This window comes from Acidaminococcus sp. (assembly GCF_057597765.1).
This window is the reverse complement of the sequence record NZ_DBMBXK010000002.1, coordinates 162,768-179,091: the sequence shown is the minus strand read 5'-3', so window position 1 is coordinate 179,091 and position 16,324 is coordinate 162,768. Positions and strand designations below refer to the sequence as shown.

Genomic DNA, 16,324 nt, shown 5'->3' with positions numbered 1-16,324 from the left:
GTGCAGAGAAAATTTTCCAGGAAAAGGGAAAGTAAATTTCCCTGGGCGGGCAATCCGCAGAAAGGCTTGTTTTGTGAAAACGTATTTACTGGCATTGAGCATTTCCCTGATCATCAGTTGGGTCCTGACTCCTTTTGTGAAGAAGCTGGCTTTCCGCATCGGCGCTGTGGACCGGCCCAATGCCCGGAAGGTGCACCACAGGATCATGCCCCGGATGGGGGGCCTGGCCATTTACATCGGGTTCATGGCTGCGGCTGTTTCCACCATGGAACTGACCCGGGACGTGGTGGGCATCCTCCTGGGAGGTACGGTCATTGCCATTGTGGGTATATTGGATGACATGTTCCAGCTGGCCGCCAAGGTGAAGCTGGTGGGCCAGATCATTGCGGCCCTGGTGCCGGTGTTCTTCGGAGTCCGGATCGAATGGCTGAACAATCCCTGGGGCGGGTATTTCTATCTGAACTACCTGTCCATCCCTTTTACCGTGTTCTGGATCGTCAGCTTCACCAATGTGGTGAACCTGATTGACGGGCTGGACGGCCTGGCAGCCGGGGTGTCCGCCATTGCCTCTGTCACGGTGATCATGGTGGCCCTCCAACAGGGACTGTATCCGGTGGCGGTGCTCACCGCGGCCCTGGCCGGAGGCATCATCGGCTTCATCCGGTACAACTTCAATCCGGCCACTATTTTCATGGGGGATACCGGGAGCCTGTTTCTGGGCTACATGCTGGCAGCCATTTCCATTTTCGGCGCTGTGAAAAGCGCGGCCACCATTGCTCTTCTGGTGCCGGCCATTGCCCTGGGGCTGCCCATTATGGACACGGCCTTTGCCATTGTCCGCCGGTACCGGAACGGACGGCCTATTTTCAGTCCGGACAAGGGACATATCCATCACCGCCTGCTGGCCATGGGCTTCAGCCAGCGGCAGGCAGTGATCTTCATGTATCTGATCAGTGCAGGACTCTGCCTTACGGCAGTGCTCCTGACGGAAATGGAGGGGATTTATGCCATTGCACTGCTGGTATTCCTGCTGGCGGTGATCTTCATTGGCGCAAGAAAAATCGGGATTTTACAGGATAGATCATGAAATAGGGGCGAAGGAAAATGAAAAAATTGAAAGTCATGACGATTTTTGGGACCCGGCCGGAAGCCATCAAAATGTGTCCCCTGGTGCTGGAAATGAAAAAGTACCCGGATATGCTGGAACCCATTGTGGCAGTTACCGCCCAGCACCGGGAAATGCTGGACCAGGTGCTGGAGCTGTTCCAGATCAAACCGGATTATGATTTGAACATCATGACCGCCGGTCAGACCCTGTACGATGTGACCAGCCGTGCCCTTATGGGGCTGAAGGAAGTGCTGGAAGAAGCCCAGCCGGATCTGGTGCTGGTCCATGGGGATACCACTACCACCTTTGTGGGGGCGCTGGCTTCTTTCTACAAACAGATCCCCGTTGGCCATGTGGAAGCAGGACTGCGCACCGGCAACAAATATTCTCCCTTCCCGGAGGAAATGAACCGGAAACTTACCGCAGCCATTACCGACTGGCATTTTGCTCCCACCAGCAACGCCAGAGCCAACCTGCTGAAGGAAAACATCAAGGAAGATGACATCTACGTCACCGGGAATACGGTGATCGATGCCCTCCAGGCCACGGTGAAGGATCATTTCGATTTCCACAACCCCAAACTGGAGGAAGCCATCCGTTCCGACCACAAGCTGATCCTGATGACCACCCACCGGCGGGAAAACCTGGGGGCTCCCATGCGCCACGTATACCAGGCTCTGAAGGAAGTGCTGAAGGACAATCCGGAAGCGGAAGCCATTTTCCCCATGCACAAGAATCCCAAGGTCCGGGAAGTGGCAGAAGCGGTCCTGGGCAAAATGGAACGGGTCCATCTGTTGGAACCCATGGACTATGAACCCTTTGCCAACCTGATGGCCCGGGTGGACATTGTCCTCACCGATTCCGGCGGCATCCAGGAAGAAGCACCGGCCCTGGGGAAACCGGTACTGGTGCTCCGGAACACCACGGAACGGCCGGAAGCCGTTACCGCCGGCACGGTGAAGCTGATCGGCACCGGCAAGGAGGATGTGTATGCTGCCACCTGCCGGCTGCTGAACGATGAAAAATACTACCGGTCCATGGCAGAAGCCGTGAATCCCTATGGGGACGGCCAGGCTGCCAAACGGATCGTCACCTATCTGCTCCATACCCATGGGTATCCGGTGGATCTGATGCCGGAATTCCATGGGGGACAGGAAAAGTAAGACCCTATGGAAACCCTGTTCCAGCGCCTGGGCCGTCAGCTCCGGTCGCTGTTTCTGAAACAGCTGGCTCTGGGACTGGCTTTCCTGCTGGCGGTGCTCCTGCTGGGAGGAACCCTGCCCGGGGCCCTTCTGGGCTCCGCCGCCGGCCTGGCGGACACGGCCCTGTTTCTCTGGGGCGTCCGGCGGGGGATGGAAAAGGAACCGGCCCAGGCCGCCCTTTCCATGCACCGGCTCATGTTCCTGCGGATCGCCGTACTGCTGGGGTTCACCCTGGCGGCACTCCGGGGAAAATGGCAGCCGGTGCTGGTCCTTTCCGGTTTCCTGATCCTGAATCTTGGTTTGATCATCCAGCTGGCCCGCAGCCGGCCCGGATGCCGGAAACCCTGAATTGTCAGAGTTTCCTATAAAAAACAAGAAATAATACAAAGGAAGTGATAAGTCTATGGGAATTGCAGAAGCTGCCGGTTCAGAAGTCATCCACTACGGGACCACACAGGTCCTGCCGGGGGTCACCCTGAACATGCAGACCATCTATATGTCCTGGCTTACCATGCTGATTGTGGCAGCCATCGTCTTTGCCGCTACCCGGCGGGTGCAGGAGATTCCCTATGGAATCCAGAACCTGGTGGAAATGATCGTGGAGTGGCTGGAAAAACTGATGGATGCCAACCTGGGGGTGGAAGGCCGTCGGATGGCCACGCCCTTCATCCTGACCCTGTTCCTGTACATCTTTGTGGGGAACGAACTGGGCCTGATGCCTTCCCTGGGGGTCCATCTCTCTTCGCCCACCAATGACATTAACGTGGCCCTGGGGCTGTCCATTACCGTGGCTGTGGCCACCTACATCATCGGGATCATCCAGCAGGGGCCCAGCTATTTCAAGCATCTGGTGACACCCTTTGCCCTGATGCTCCCTCTGAATATCATCGAGGAGCTGGCCAAGCCCCTGACCATGGCCTTGCGTCTTTTCGGGAATATCCTGGCCGGGGAAATCCTCCTGGCCGTGCTGTACATGCTGGTACCCTGGGTGGTGCCCAACCTGTGGATCGGATTCAGTCTGGTCATCGGTTTCCTCCAGGCCTTTATCTTTACCATGCTGACGGTGATCGCCCTGGCGCCGATCTTCAAACAGGTCCATTCCAAAAAATAAGAATCTGGAAAACAGAAAGGATGTAAAAAAATGATAGACAACAATACCCTGATCATCGTGGCTTCCATCCTGGGAGCAGCAATCATTGGCGTAGGGGCTTCCCTGGGGGCCACCAAAGGGGACTCCACCGTGGCTTCCAAGGCTCTGGAATGCATGGCCCGTCAGCCGGAACAGGCAGGCAGCTTCCAGGTGAACATGCTGATCGCCATCGGCCTGGTGGAATCCATCCCCATCATCGCCTCCGTTATCGCCATTGTGCTGGTGTTTGCCAACCCCTTTGTAAAATAAGAGGCATGCACCCCTTTGGGGAGAAAGGAAGCGATAGGGAATGGTAAGTATCAATTATACGCTGGTGGCCCAGGTGGTGAACTTCATCATCCTGCTGTGGGTCCTGGCCAAATTTGCCTACAAACCCCTGCTGAAGGCCATGGATGACCGCCGGACCAAGATCGTCAAGGATATGGACCAGGCGGATCATGCCCGGAAAGAGGCGGAAGCCCTGAAGCAGGAATATGTGCAGCAGCTGCAGAACGCCAAGAAGGAAGCCAACGACATTGTGTCCAAGGCCAACGCCATGGCCCAGCAGCTCCATGATGAAGCCATGGCCAACGCCCAGAAGGAACGGGAAGAACTGCTCACTTCCGGACGGCAGGCTGTGGAAATGGAACGGAAGAAAGCACTGCTGGACGTGCGGGAGCAGATCATCGCCCTGAGCACGGAAATCGCAGGCCGGGTTCTCCAGGAAAAGCTGGATTCTGCAGAAGACCAGCAGCGGATCACCCGGATTACCGATGAAACCCTGGCAGAACAGAAAAAATAAAAGTCCCTTCAGAGGAACTGTGGAGGCAGTATCAACCTATGAACAGTAAAAACAAGGAAGCTCTGTGGAAACAGATCCTGGACCGGCTGACCCTCACCGAGGACGACCAGGCTCTTTTTGCAGGAGAGTCTCTCCTCTCCCTGACGGTGACCACGGCCCAGCCTCTGGCTCCGGAAGAAGCCCAGCTGCTCCAGGAGCTTCTGGCAGAGAAATTCGGAAAACCGGTCCGGCTCCAGGAACAGAAAGTGGATGCCCGGCTGGTGGGCGGCGTACTGATCCAGTACGGCGACCATATCTTTGATGCCACCATGAAACGGCAGCTGGAAAAGATGGATGCCCTGATGAAGGAAATCCATCTCAGCGACCAGGATCTGGACCATACCCAGAACATCACCCAGGCCCTGACCCAGGGGGTCCAGTCCTTTAAGGACGACGTGGACCTGGAAGAAATCGGCGTGGTGGAAAAAGTCGGTGACGGCATCTGCACGGCCTCCGGGCTGGGCGGTGCCATGAGCGGGGAACTGGTTGCCCTCCATGACGGGGTGTACGGCATGGTCCAGAACCTCCGGGAAAAGGAAGTGGGGATCGTCCTTCTGGGCGGCGCCACGGAAATCAAGGAAGGGGACCTGGTCCGGCGTACCGGTGAAATCATGGAAATCCCCGTAGGGGAAGCCATGCTGGGCCGGATCGTGAACCCTCTGGGCCAGCCCCTGGACGGGAAAGGGGCCATCAAGACCTACGCCCATTATCCCATCGAACACCAGGCACCGGGCATTGCCGCCCGGCAGCCGGTGGATGTGCCCCTCCAGACCGGCCTCAAGGCTGTGGATGCCCTGGTGCCCATTGGCCGGGGCCAGCGGGAACTGATCATCGGGGACCGGGGCACCGGGAAAACCGCCATTGCGGTGGATACCATCCTGAACCAGAAGGGGAAAGGTGTGATCTGCATCTATGTGGCCATCGGCCAGAAGGCCTCTTCCGTGGCCCGTCTGTTCCATACCTTTGAACAGTACGGGGCATCGGATTATACCATGATCGTGGCGGCCACCGCCGCGGATACGGCCCCCATGCAGTACCTGGCTCCCTATGCCGGGGCGGCTGTGGGGGAATATTTCATGGACCAGGGCAAGGATGTGCTGATCGTCTATGACGACCTGAGCAAGCACGCGGTGGCCTACCGGGCCATGAGTCTGCTGCTCCGCCGTCCGCCGGGACGGGAAGCCTACCCTGGGGACGTGTTCTACCTCCATTCCCGGCTGCTGGAACGGGCCTGCCGCCGGAATGCCAGACACGGCGGCGGCTCCATGACCGCTCTGCCCATTATTGAAACCCAGGCCGGGGACGTGAGCGGGTACATTCCCACCAACGTGATTTCCATCACCGACGGCCAGATCTATCTGGAAACGGACCTGTTCAACTCCGGTGTCCGGCCGGCCCTGAACTCCGGGCTGTCCGTATCCCGGGTAGGGGGCGCAGCCCAGACCAAGGCCATGAAATCCGTGGCCGGCACCCTGCGGCTGTCTCTGGCCCAGTACCGGGAACTGGCGGCTTTCGCCCAGTTCGGTTCCGATCTGGACCGGGAAACCAAGGCCCAGCTGGACCGGGGCGCCCGGGTGACGGAAATGCTGAAACAGGGTCAGTACCAGCCCCTGTCCATGGCCCAGGAAGTTATTTCCCTTTACGCTGTGAACAACGGGTTCCTGGATGAGATCCCGGTGGAGGATGTGACCCGGTATGAACATGAGATGCTGGGGTATCTGAACAACCACTGTTCCATCATCCTCACCACCCTGGAAAAAGAACAGAAATTCACTGATGAACTGAAGGCCCAGCTGGACGACGCCCTGGATGACTTTGGCAAAATGTTTGCGCCCGGCAGCGCAGACGGCATGTAAGGCAGGTGATCCCTGATGGCAAATACCAGCGGCATCCGTGCCCATATGAAAACCGTCGGCAGCATCAGCAAGATCACCGGGGCCATGCAGATGGTGGCCTCTGCCCGGATGCATCAGGCCCAGCAGCGGGCTGACGCCAGCCTGCCCTATGCGGAAAAACTCAAGAGCCTGCTCCAGGAAGCCGTCAGCGATCCTTCGGTGATGGCCCATCTGGACATGAAAGCCAATCCCCTGCTGGAAAAACGGCCGGTGTACCGGACCGCCTATGTGATCATGGGTTCCGACAAGGGGCTGGCAGGCCCCTACAACAACAACGTGGTGAAATATGCCGGAGTGGAGCTCCGGGGCCGGGAGGATTCTCCTCTCCTGGCGGTGGGGAAGCAGATGAAGATCGGGCTGAACCACTGGGGCTACCACATTGCCAAAAGCTGGAGCGGATTTTCCGAAAAGCCCACCTTTGAGGCGGCGGAAGACATTGCAGACACGGTGGAATCCATGTTCATCCACGGAGAAGTGGACGAAGTGGACGTGATCTTCACCTATTTCAAATCTGCCATGATCCAGATCCCCAAAACCGTGCAGCTGCTGCCGGTCCAGCCCAAGGCCAAGGACAGCCTGGAGGTACAGGCCCAGGAAGTCTGGGAGGACGATGATCCCACCGATTATCCCACCCTGATCTTCGAACCGGAACCGGCCCAGATGCTGCCCTACCTGGCCCGGTATTATCTGCGCAGCCAGATCTTCACGGCGCTGATCCAAAGCTCTGCCTGTGAACTGGCTTCCCGGATGACGGCCATGAGCACGGCCACGGACAATGCCCAGAACCTGTTGGGCAAGCTCCAGGTCTATTACCAGAAGGTGCGGCAGGCCAGCATCACCACGGAAATCAATGAAATCGTCAGCGGCGCGGAAGCGCTGAAATAAGGGAGGCACCCATCGTGTCGGAAGAGCAGAAACAAGCAATCGACAGGGCCGTTGCCCATCTCTCCGCCAAACAGCGGGGCCATGTGGGCAGAGTGGTCCAGGTCATGGGCCCGGTGGTGGATATCCGGTTCCCGGATAAGGAACTGCCGGCCATTTACAATGCAATCGTCATCGATGCCCAGGCATCGAAAAATATCCATGTGCATCTTACCGCGGAAGTGGTCCAGCACATCGGGGATGATGTGGTCCGTACCGTAGCCATGAGTTCCACCGACGGGGTTACCCGGAACATGGAAGCCAGGGATACGGGGAAACCCATTACGGTCCCGGTAGGCAAGGGCTGTCTGGGCCGGGTGTTCAACGTCCTGGGAGAAACCGTGGATGATGATCCCACCCCGGTCCAGGCAGCGGACCACTGGCCCATCCACCGGCCGGCTCCGGCTTTGGCGGACCAGGCCACGGAAACCAAGATCATGGAAACCGGCATCAAGGTGGTGGACCTGATCGCCCCGTATTCTCTGGGGGGCAAGATCGGTCTGTTCGGCGGGGCCGGCGTAGGCAAAACCGTGCTGATCATGGAACTGATCCACAATGTGGCCACCAACCACGGGGGCTATTCCGTATTTTCCGGGGTCGGGGAACGGACCCGGGAAGGGAATGACCTGTGGGGAGAAATGAAGGAATCCGGGGTCATCGACAAAACGGCCCTGGTGTACGGACAGATGAACGAACCCCCGGGAGCCCGTATGCGGGTGGGGCTCACCGGTCTTACCATGGCGGAATATTTCCGGGATGTGGGAGGCCAGGATGTACTGCTGTTCATCGACAACATCTTCCGGTTCATCCAGGCCGGGTCTGAAGTCTCCGCCCTGCTGGGCCGTATGCCTTCCGCCGTAGGGTACCAGCCCACCCTGGCCAACGAAATGGGTGCCCTGGAAGAGCGGATCACCTCCACCCGGAGCGGCTCCATCACCTCCGTCCAGGCCGTCTATGTGCCTGCCGACGACCTGACTGACCCGGCACCTGCCGCCACCTTCGCTCATCTGGACGCCACCACGGTGCTCAGCCGTGAAATCGTGGAACTGGGCATTTACCCGGCAGTGGATCCCCTTTCTTCCACCAGCCGGATCCTGGATCCTCTGGTCATCGGCCAGGAACACTATGAAGTGGCCCGGGGAGTCCAGAAAATCCTCCAGCGGTACAAGGAACTCCAGGACATCATCGCCATCCTGGGGATGGAAGAACTGAACGAACAGGACAAACTCACCGTATCCCGGGCCCGGAAGGTCCAGCGGTTCCTGAGCCAGCCCTTCTTCGTGGCCCAGCAGTTCACCGGCCAGCCGGGGAAATACGTTCCCCTGTCCGAAACCATCCGGGGCTTCAAGGAAATCCTGGAAGGCAAACACGACGATCTGCCGGAAAGCGCCTTCTACATGGTAGGGTCCATTGATGAAGCCGTGGCCAAGGGCAAGAAACTGAAAGGCGCATGATCATGGCCAGGTTAATGAAACTGGAAGTCCTCACACCGGAAAAAATTTTGGTGAAAAGGGAGGATATTTCCTATGTCTTGTTGAATACAGTCAATGGGGGAGTTGGCATCCTGGCCAACCATGGCCCCATGATTGCAGTCTTGGGGGAAGGTGCACTGAAACTGCAGGATAAAGACAATCAGGTGATCCTGGTCTATGTGGAAGGGGGATTCGCAGAGGTCAAGGACAACCAGGTTGTGATCCTGACGCCCAGAGCCCAAAGAGCAGAGAAAATCGATGTGGCCAAATATCAGCAGATCCGGGACGAGGCCCAGGCCAGACTGGACCATCCCGACGCGCTTACCGACGTGGCCCATACGGAGAAGATCCTGCGGCGGGCGGAAGCCCGGCTCAGGACGGCATCCCTGGTGGGAAAGGTACAGCCCTATCCCGTAGAAGGAGAATGATCCTGTAGCACAAAGTCACTGCAGCAGGCAGAGGGGGGATCCGCTGTGGACTTTATCAGCAAAATGGCTGCCAGTAAAATGGGGCAGCTGCGGCTGGAACTGGTCGAGCTCAATGAACGGCTGGAAGCCGCAACAGACGAAGAACAGATCCGCAAGCTACGAAAGACCATCCAGGAAAAAGAAGTCTACTACAACATCCTGGCGGATCGGCTGCGGACCCATACGAGGAATTTTTAAAGGGGGTGCCAGTAGGCACCTCCTTTGCCCGTTGACAACCGACCGTTGACGGGGCTGTTGCTTATGCAACAGCCCCTTTTTTTATTTCCCTCTATGGAAAACAGAACGTTCTATGGTATAATAATCTAGTTATAAAAATGGACAGAGAAGGGAAGTTCCGTAGACATTAAGGGGGGTGCCGTACGGTTTGTCCAATATGATTGTTTTGGTGGTCTGCTGTCTTGTGACCTGGGTGGTTTTTCTGGACAGCCACAGCATTGGCATGAAGCACAAGAACCTGTGGGTATTGGGAACCTTTCTGCTGATGCCGGTGGCGGTGCCGCTGTATCTGATCCGGCGGGCCCAGTTCTTGTATGACCATAAATTGACGCCCCGGCAGAAACGGGAAGCCCAGGAACGGGCCGCATCCCGGAAACGGCGGGAAAAGGCGGAACGGGAAAAACAGCAGTGGGAACAGCAGCAAAGGCAGCTGGCCCAGGCAGATCCGGAAGAAGTGGCCCGGGAAAAGGCCGCCCGGTATCGGGAAAAGCATGAAATGAGACTCCGTCTGGATGAACAGCTGAGCAATCAGCAGAAACGTCATGCCAGACAATGGGGCATCCATCGACAATAGAGGCAGGAAAAAAGAGGGAAGCCCGGCTTCCCTACAGGCAAGGAAAGGTGTGGAATCAGGCGTGGAGAAACTGGTGGTAAAGGGTGGTCATCGGCTGACAGGAACTGTGCGGGTCAGCGGGGCCAAAAATGCAGTGCTGCCCATCATTGCAGCATCCGTTCTGGGGACGGAGGGCAGTACAATTTTGGAAGTTCCGGAACTGGAGGATGTAAGCACCATCTGCAAAGTACTGGAATGTCTGGGGCTGAAGGTGGATCATTCCACCCCTCATGTGCTGAAAATCGACAGCCACAACATTACCGGCTGGGAAGCTCCCTATGATCTGGTCAGCACCATGCGTGCCTCTTTCCTGGTCATGGGATCCCTGCTGGCACGGATCGGCCGGGCCAAGATTTCCCAGCCCGGAGGCTGTGCCATCGGCACCCGGCCCATCGATATCCATCTGAAAGGGTTCGAAGCCCTGGGGGCCACCATCGAACAAGGCCACGGCTACATTGAAGCCTTTGCCCCCCACGGTCTGGTGGGCACCACCATCTACCTGGATTTCCCCAGTGTGGGAGCCACGGAAAACCTGATGATGGCGGCGTCCATGGCCAAAGGCACCACCATCATTGAAAATGCGGCCCAGGAACCGGAAATCGTGGACCTGGCCAACTACATCAACGTGATGGGAGGCAAGGTAAGAGGCGCCGGTACCACTGCCATCCGCATCGACGGAGTGGAAAGCATGAAAGGCGGGGAACACGCGGTGATCCCGGACCGGATCGAAGCCGGCACCTATATGGTGGCGGGAGCCATGACCCAGGGGGATATCCTGGTGGACAATGTGCTCTGCGAACACATGAAGCCGCTCATTGCCAAGCTCCGGGAAGCAGGGGCCATTGTGGAAGAAGACATCAGCAGTGTCCATGTGGTGGGACCTAAGGAACTCCAGCCCATTACCATCAAGACCCTGCCTTATCCCGGGTTCCCTACGGACATGCAGGCCCAGGTCATGGCCATGATGTGCATTGCCAAAGGCCAGAGCTCTGTATTGGAAACCGTGTTCGAGAACCGGTTCATGCATGTGGATGAACTGCTGCGGATGGGGGCCAATATCCGGACCAACGGCGGCCGGGCCGCCATTGTGGAAGGGGTTCCCAAACTGTACGGCTGCCAGGTACGGGCTACGGACCTGCGGGCCGGTGCAGCCATGGTGCTGGCCGGTCTGGTGGCAGACGGGGTGACGGAAATCACCGATATCTACCACATCGACCGGGGCTACGAAAACCTGGTGGACAAGCTGACCGGACTGGGAGCCGACATCCAGCGGGTTGGCTGATGCGCCATGAAGCACACTGAAAAAAGCCTGTTCGCCCGGCTGTTCAATCCGGTGGACGTGGGCATCGACCTGGGGACTTCCTCCACCCGGGTGTTCATGAAAAATCGGGGGATCGTGCTGGAAGAGCCTACGGTGGTGGCCATCGATCCAGCTACTGGGAAGACGGGTGCCATCGGTTCCCGGGCCCGGGAAATGAACGGCCAGGGCCAGTGGGAAGTGGTCTGGCCCTTGGAAAACGGGGTCATTGCAGATTTCGACGCTTCCGTAGGCCTTCTGGAAACAGTGTTGGACCGGGTGGTGGGGAAGAATCTGTTCTTCAAGCCCAGAGTCATGGTCTGTGTGCCCACGGGAGTCACCGGGGTGGAACGGCGGGCGGTGACGGAAGCGGCTCTTTTAGCGGGAGCCGCCCGGACTTATCTGATCGAGGGACCTCTGGCGGCAGCCCTGGGGGCCGGGCTTCCCATCCAGGAACCCAGAGGCCGGATGGTGGTGGATATCGGCAGCGGTACCACCAGTGCAGCGGTGATGAGCATGGGACGGATCATCCAGGCAGCCTCACTCCGGATGGGAGGGGAGGCCTTCAACGAAGGGCTGATCCGTCATCTCCGGGACCGGCTGAACATCCAGATTGAACGGCCCCTGGCGGAAGAAATCAAGCTGGAAATCGGTACCGTGAGCCGGCGGGGACGCCGGAGCACCAAGATCATCCGGGGCCGGGACAACATTACCGGCCTGCCCACCAGCCTGCGCCTGTCCTCCCAGGATACGGTGGCCGGACTGGAGGAACCCCTCACCGCCATTTTGTCCTGCATCCATCAGGTGCTGGAAAAGACACCGCCGGAACTGGCAGCGGACCTGCTGGAAGAAGGCATCGTCCTTACCGGCGGGGGCGCCCTGCTGGAAGGGCTGGATGAGTGCATCGAAGCCGGGACTCACGTAAGGACCCGGGTGGCGGCCCATCCCAGGGAATGTGTGGCCCGGGGGGCCGGCATGGCCCTGGATGATCCGGGGCTGCTGGAAATTTTGGAAGGAAAATAAAGGGGGTGTTGCCTGCGCAACACCCCCTTTTTACGAAAGGAACGCGATCAATCACAATGAACCACAGTTACAGACAATGGATGGCACGAATTCTTCTGGCGGGGGTGCTGCTGACGGCTTCTCTGCCGACGGCCCAGGCGGCCCGGGTCAGCGCTCTCCGGGGCGGGGTTACCCCTAACCGGGCACGGGTGGTCATGAACCTGGACAGCCCTCTTTCTTATACGGCCCGGGTCACCGGGAACCAGCTGATCGTTGACCTGAAGGGAAAGGCGGACCGGACGGAAATGGTCCGGCTCCGGGATCCCCGGATCCAGAAGGCCTATCTGGAACCCCAGGGAAAGAACAGCCGGCTGGTGGTGGTCTTCCGGAAGACGGTGCCGGTGTACAAGATTTTCCTGCTGAAGAATCCCCAGCGGCTGGTAGTGGATTTTCCCCGGTCCGGAACCAGCACCGGTACGGCCGGAAAACCGGCGGCGGGAAGTTCCCAGTGGCTGGGAAAGGGGCTCACCTACCGGGAAAGCACCGTGAATCTGGGAGCCGGCCGGGTGAAGACTTATCTTTTGACCCTGGCCCCTTCCAGTGACTTCCGTCTGGACTTCATCCCCGGCTATGGGAAGACCATCCAGCGGGGGACCCTGTCCATGATCCAGAAACGGTCCGGGGCTGTGGCTCTGGTGAACGCCTCCTATTTCGACAGTGACATCTGGGTGGTAGGAAACCTGAAAATCCAGAACAAATGGCTGGGCATGGAAAGCACGCCCCGGACCGGGCTGGTGATTCCCCGTACGGGAACTCCTTCCATCCAGCCCGGGCTGTCCTATACCGGCACTGTAACCCGGCCGGACGGAAAAAGTTTCTCCATAGGCGGATTGAACCGGATGCGGCTGCAGAACGAACTGATCCTGTACAATGACGGGTATGACGACACGACGGACACCAATGCCTACGGCACGGAAGTTCTTCTGAATGGCGGGATTGTCCGGGATATCCGGAAAGGGGCCGGCAGCATGGCCCTTGCCCCCGGCACCACGGTGCTTTCCGGCAACGGAAGTGCCGCCGCCTTTTTGAACGGCCTGCGGACCGGAGACAAAGTCACGGTGACTCAGACCCTGGGAAACCAGGCTGCGGACAGTGCAGCTTCCGTAGGGTCCGCCGGGCCTCAGCTGGTCCGGGACGGCCGGGTCCAGGTGACCAGCGAGGAAGAAGAAATCGCCGATGACATCGCCCAGGGACGGGCTCCCCGGACCGGGGTGGGCATCAAAAAAGACGGCACTGTGCTGATTGTAGTGGCTGACGGCCGGTCCGACAGCAGCGTGGGCATGACTCTCACCGAATTCGGCCGGTACTTCGTCCAGCTGGGGGCTGACCGGGCTATGAACTTCGACGGAGGCGGCTCCAGCGAAATGGTGGTCAACGGCAAAATCATGAACGATCCCAGCGATGGCAGCGAGCGCCCGGTCCGGGTGGCTCTGGGGGTGTTCAGGAAATAAGTGCCGCCAGAGGCGGCACTTATTTCAGTCTTGAGTCGGGAGTCTGAAGTCTGGAGCCGAATGATAAATTTGCAGGCAAATTTTTGAACGTGTAAATCGGTGCCGTAGGGGCTGCACGCCGGGCAGCCCGCCAAATTATCGATGATCTGCGCATTTTGCGGGGCGCCGGGCCTGCGCCCCCTACGGTTATACACAATAAGAAGAACCCGGCCGAAGGACAGGTTCTATCCAGTGGCCCGAGCCTCATGACTCGAGACCCGAGACCTGAAGAGGGGGCTGCTGCCTTACCGGCAACAGCCCCCTTGCATCTCCCCTCTCCTTCGGTATATAATAAACAAACGAAAGAAAAGAGGTGCTGATCATGTTACACAAAATCCTGAAAAACAGAAAAATATGGGCAGCAGCCTTGCTGATGGTATTGCTGGCTTTGGGCATTGCCCAGGCGGCAGGGGTGCAGCCCCAGAAAAGCAGTCTCTCCGGCCAGGTGGCAACGGTGGTTTCCGTGGGCACCCAGGTATCGGAAGGTTCTGTGCTGGTTACGGTGAAGACCCTGACCGGGACGGCACCGGCAGCCCGTGCCAACTGCAGCGGGAAAGTGGTTTCCGTGGAAGTGGCTCCCGGCAGCCAGATTGCAGCGGACCAGGTGGTGGCCACCATCCAGCCCTGATGCAGGCAGTTTTTTCCATTATTGATAATTACAGGAACCAGAGGGTGTGAAATACACAGTCACACCCTCTTTTTTACAGGAGGAATTATGCGTTGTTTCAAGTGGAAGCGGCTCCTGGTGCTGACCCTGGGCTGCCTTGTGGCGGCGGTTTCCCTGGTAAGTGCCGCCATTCCCACCATTGCCGTGGAAGAGCTGAAACCGGGCATGAAGGGATATGGGAAAACAGTGATCCGGGGAGCGGACATCGAAACCTTTGATGTGGAAGTCCTGGGGGTCACCGGTACGGAAACCGGGGGCTACAACATCCTGATCAAGGCGTCCGGCCCTCTGCTGAAGGAAAGCGGGGGCATCGCCCAGGGCATGAGCGGCAGCCCGGTGTACATCGACGGCCGGCTGGCCGGAGCCGTGGCCTATGGTCAGGCTTTTTCCGACCCCAACTACTGTTTCCTGACCCCCATCAACGAAATGCTCCGGCTCTTTGACGAGACCGATCCCCGGCCTTCCGTCTTCCTGCCCAAGAGCACCCCTCTCATGGTCAGCGGTTTTACCGCTGACGGGGTGGCCCATCTGAACGAAAACCTGTCTCCTTTCGGCCTTACCTCCTATGCCGTGCCGGGAGGGACGGAACAACTGGACAATGTGAAGCTGGAACCGGGAAGTTCCGTGGGGGTTTCCATGGTCCGGGGAGATATGGTCATCGGAGCCATCGGCACGGTAACCTGGACAGACGATGAAGGACGGATCCTGGCTTTTGGCCATCCCTTCCTTCAGCACGGGGATTCCAACTATTTCATGACCAATGCCTGGATCTTTGCTTCCGTGCCCAACATCCAGAGCGCTTTCAAAGTGGGGACCCTCGGCAAGACCCTGGGACGGATCAGCCAGGACCGTCTCAGCGGCATTGCAGGGAAAGAGGGGGAGAACGCGCCCATCATCCCCATGTACGTGTCCGTCACCGACAAGGACCGGGGACTGCACAAAAGCAGCAATGTCCAGCTGATCACCGATGAGGACCTGGTGCCCAGCCTGGTGGACGGGGTGACTTACAACACCGTCAGCATGGCCAAGGACAGAAAGGGAGGGGGCACCTCCCGGATCCGGTTCACCATCACCGCCCAGGGAGAAAAGGAAGGCCCCATCCGGCTCCGGCGGGAGAACATGTTCTACAGCGCTTCGGACATCGGGAAGCTTACCGATTCAGAACTGAACGTGGCTACGGATATGCTCATGAACAACAGGTTCGACAAGGTGACCATCCAGGACATCAATGTGGATGTGGAAACCACCTCCAGCTGTGAAGTGGCGGAAATGGTGGGAGCCTCGGCGCCTCTCACGGCAGTCCAGGGAGGGAACCTGCCCATTACCCTGACCTTTAAGCCCTACCGGTCTGAGGAAATCACCCGGACTATCAATTTCAGGATCCCGGACAAGCAGCCGGCGGGTCCCATGAACCTGATCGTCCGCAGCGGCAATGCCACCACCTGGATCAGCAAGGCCCTGGCCAAGCGGAACAGCCGGAACGGGGCCAACACCGCCCAGGGACAGGATGCAGGGGACGGCACCGGAGAGGACGACAGCGCCATGTTCCAGTCTTCCCAGCGCCAGTTCAAGGATTTCCTGACGGAATTCAATGAAATGGATGCCAACAACGAAGTGGTGGTGGACCTGATGCCCTCCTACGGGGACAGCCGGCCCAGCAGACGGGCTGCGGCCCGGGCGGCGGGAACCACCTCCGGCAGCATGAGCAGCGCCATCACCGGTCTGCTGAAAGGCAGCAAATACAAGCAGAAATTCCCCCTGGATTTCATTATAACCGGGGAAAGCAGCATTACTGTGGATGTGAAGAAACGGTAAGAAAAGGGGCTGTGAAAGAATGAGATATCATTTTTTCACAGCCCCTTGTTTGTCACTGGTCAACGGCCAGTGCCCAGTGACAAGAGACCAGTGACCGGGGGTGTGAAT

Annotated in this window: 17 protein-coding genes; all 17 read left to right on the top strand. The window is 58.5% G+C overall.

Annotated features, from left to right (window positions below; genetic code table 11):
• The first annotated feature begins 73 nt into the window (after positions 1–73).
• The 17 genes from ACZOF8_RS02020 (at position 74) to ACZOF8_RS01940 (ending at position 16,216) form a co-directional block, all read left to right on the top strand.
• A complete protein-coding gene (locus ACZOF8_RS02020) occupies positions 74–1,087 on the top strand; it encodes a glycosyltransferase family 4 protein (RefSeq protein ID WP_022487395.1) in 1,014 nt (337 codons plus the stop codon).
• Positions 1,088–1,104: 17 nt separating this feature from the next.
• Positions 1,105–2,271, top strand: a complete 1,167-nt coding sequence (gene wecB, locus ACZOF8_RS02015; RefSeq protein WP_022487394.1) for a non-hydrolyzing UDP-N-acetylglucosamine 2-epimerase — start codon at positions 1,105–1,107, stop codon at positions 2,269–2,271.
• 6 nt (positions 2,272–2,277) lie between these two features.
• The gene (locus ACZOF8_RS02010; RefSeq protein ID WP_154487803.1) at positions 2,278–2,658 is read left to right on the top strand and encodes a hypothetical protein; all 381 of its coding nucleotides are present in this window, start codon (positions 2,278–2,280) and stop codon (positions 2,656–2,658) included.
• Positions 2,659–2,713: 55 nt separating this feature from the next.
• On the top strand, positions 2,714–3,421 hold the full coding sequence (atpB, locus tag ACZOF8_RS02005; RefSeq protein WP_022487393.1) for a F0F1 ATP synthase subunit A: 708 nt from the start codon (positions 2,714–2,716) through the stop codon (positions 3,419–3,421).
• 30 nt (positions 3,422–3,451) lie between these two features.
• Positions 3,452–3,709, top strand: a complete 258-nt coding sequence (gene atpE / locus ACZOF8_RS02000) for an ATP synthase F0 subunit C (protein WP_022487392.1) — start codon at positions 3,452–3,454, stop codon at positions 3,707–3,709.
• Between the two features lie 40 nt (positions 3,710–3,749).
• Complete coding sequence (gene atpF / locus ACZOF8_RS01995) at positions 3,750–4,241, top strand: F0F1 ATP synthase subunit B (protein WP_022487391.1); 492 nt, start codon at positions 3,750–3,752, stop codon at positions 4,239–4,241.
• A gap of 38 nt (positions 4,242–4,279) precedes the next feature.
• The gene (gene atpA, locus ACZOF8_RS01990) at positions 4,280–6,136 is read left to right on the top strand and encodes a F0F1 ATP synthase subunit alpha (RefSeq protein ID WP_022487390.1); all 1,857 of its coding nucleotides are present in this window, start codon (positions 4,280–4,282) and stop codon (positions 6,134–6,136) included.
• 15 nt (positions 6,137–6,151) lie between these two features.
• Positions 6,152–7,060, top strand: coding sequence for an ATP synthase F1 subunit gamma (atpG, locus tag ACZOF8_RS01985; RefSeq protein WP_279127834.1), 909 nt, complete (start codon positions 6,152–6,154; stop codon positions 7,058–7,060).
• Positions 7,061–7,098: 38 nt separating this feature from the next.
• The gene (gene atpD / locus ACZOF8_RS01980) at positions 7,099–8,550 is read left to right on the top strand and encodes a F0F1 ATP synthase subunit beta (protein WP_347567404.1); all 1,452 of its coding nucleotides are present in this window, start codon (positions 7,099–7,101) and stop codon (positions 8,548–8,550) included.
• Positions 8,547–8,996, top strand: a complete 450-nt coding sequence (gene atpC, locus ACZOF8_RS01975) for an ATP synthase F1 subunit epsilon (protein WP_195839603.1) — start codon at positions 8,547–8,549, stop codon at positions 8,994–8,996. The genes atpD and atpC overlap by 4 nt, the downstream gene beginning before the upstream one ends.
• Positions 8,997–9,041: 45 nt before the next feature.
• Positions 9,042–9,233, top strand: a complete 192-nt coding sequence (locus ACZOF8_RS01970) for a hypothetical protein (protein ID WP_012939048.1) — start codon at positions 9,042–9,044, stop codon at positions 9,231–9,233.
• 187 nt (positions 9,234–9,420) lie between these two features.
• Positions 9,421–9,846 (top strand): hypothetical protein, encoded by a 426-nt coding sequence (locus ACZOF8_RS01965; protein ID WP_154487800.1) that lies wholly within the window; start codon positions 9,421–9,423, stop codon positions 9,844–9,846.
• 61 nt (positions 9,847–9,907) lie between these two features.
• Positions 9,908–11,167 carry a UDP-N-acetylglucosamine 1-carboxyvinyltransferase gene (gene murA / locus ACZOF8_RS01960; protein ID WP_279127828.1) on the top strand — a complete coding sequence of 420 codons (1,260 nt, stop codon included), beginning with the start codon at positions 9,908–9,910 and terminating at the stop codon, positions 11,165–11,167.
• A gap of 6 nt (positions 11,168–11,173) precedes the next feature.
• Positions 11,174–12,205 (top strand): rod shape-determining protein, encoded by a 1,032-nt coding sequence (locus tag ACZOF8_RS01955; protein WP_022487384.1) that lies wholly within the window; start codon positions 11,174–11,176, stop codon positions 12,203–12,205.
• A gap of 80 nt (positions 12,206–12,285) precedes the next feature.
• Positions 12,286–13,695 (top strand): phosphodiester glycosidase family protein, encoded by a 1,410-nt coding sequence (locus ACZOF8_RS01950; protein ID WP_229778417.1) that lies wholly within the window; start codon positions 12,286–12,288, stop codon positions 13,693–13,695.
• Between the two features lie 361 nt (positions 13,696–14,056).
• Entirely contained in the window at positions 14,057–14,362 is a 306-nt protein-coding gene (locus ACZOF8_RS01945; protein ID WP_022486866.1) for a biotin/lipoyl attachment domain-containing protein, read from the top strand.
• Positions 14,363–14,449: 87 nt separating this feature from the next.
• Positions 14,450–16,216, top strand: a complete 1,767-nt coding sequence (locus tag ACZOF8_RS01940) for a SpoIVB peptidase S55 domain-containing protein (RefSeq protein ID WP_487426511.1) — start codon at positions 14,450–14,452, stop codon at positions 16,214–16,216.
• The last annotated feature ends 108 nt before the right edge of the window (positions 16,217–16,324 follow it).

Coding starts and splice junctions, on each gene's coding strand:
- wecB (WP_022487394.1), top strand. CDS start 1,105: ATGAAAAAATTGAAAGTCATGACGATTTTTGGGACCCGGCCGGAAGCC.
- ACZOF8_RS02010 (WP_154487803.1), top strand. CDS start 2,278: ATGGAAACCCTGTTCCAGCGCCTGGGCCGTCAGCTCCGGTCGCTGTTT.
- atpB (WP_022487393.1), top strand. CDS start 2,714: ATGGGAATTGCAGAAGCTGCCGGTTCAGAAGTCATCCACTACGGGACC.
- atpE (WP_022487392.1), top strand. CDS start 3,452: ATGATAGACAACAATACCCTGATCATCGTGGCTTCCATCCTGGGAGCA.
- atpF (WP_022487391.1), top strand. CDS start 3,750: ATGGTAAGTATCAATTATACGCTGGTGGCCCAGGTGGTGAACTTCATC.
- atpA (WP_022487390.1), top strand. CDS start 4,280: ATGAACAGTAAAAACAAGGAAGCTCTGTGGAAACAGATCCTGGACCGG.
- atpG (WP_279127834.1), top strand. CDS start 6,152: ATGGCAAATACCAGCGGCATCCGTGCCCATATGAAAACCGTCGGCAGC.
- atpC (WP_195839603.1), top strand. CDS start 8,547: ATGATCATGGCCAGGTTAATGAAACTGGAAGTCCTCACACCGGAAAAA.
- ACZOF8_RS01955 (WP_022487384.1), top strand. CDS start 11,174: ATGAAGCACACTGAAAAAAGCCTGTTCGCCCGGCTGTTCAATCCGGTG.
- ACZOF8_RS01950 (WP_229778417.1), top strand. CDS start 12,286: ATGGCACGAATTCTTCTGGCGGGGGTGCTGCTGACGGCTTCTCTGCCG.
- ACZOF8_RS01945 (WP_022486866.1), top strand. CDS start 14,057: ATGTTACACAAAATCCTGAAAAACAGAAAAATATGGGCAGCAGCCTTG.
- ACZOF8_RS01940 (WP_487426511.1), top strand. CDS start 14,450: ATGCGTTGTTTCAAGTGGAAGCGGCTCCTGGTGCTGACCCTGGGCTGC.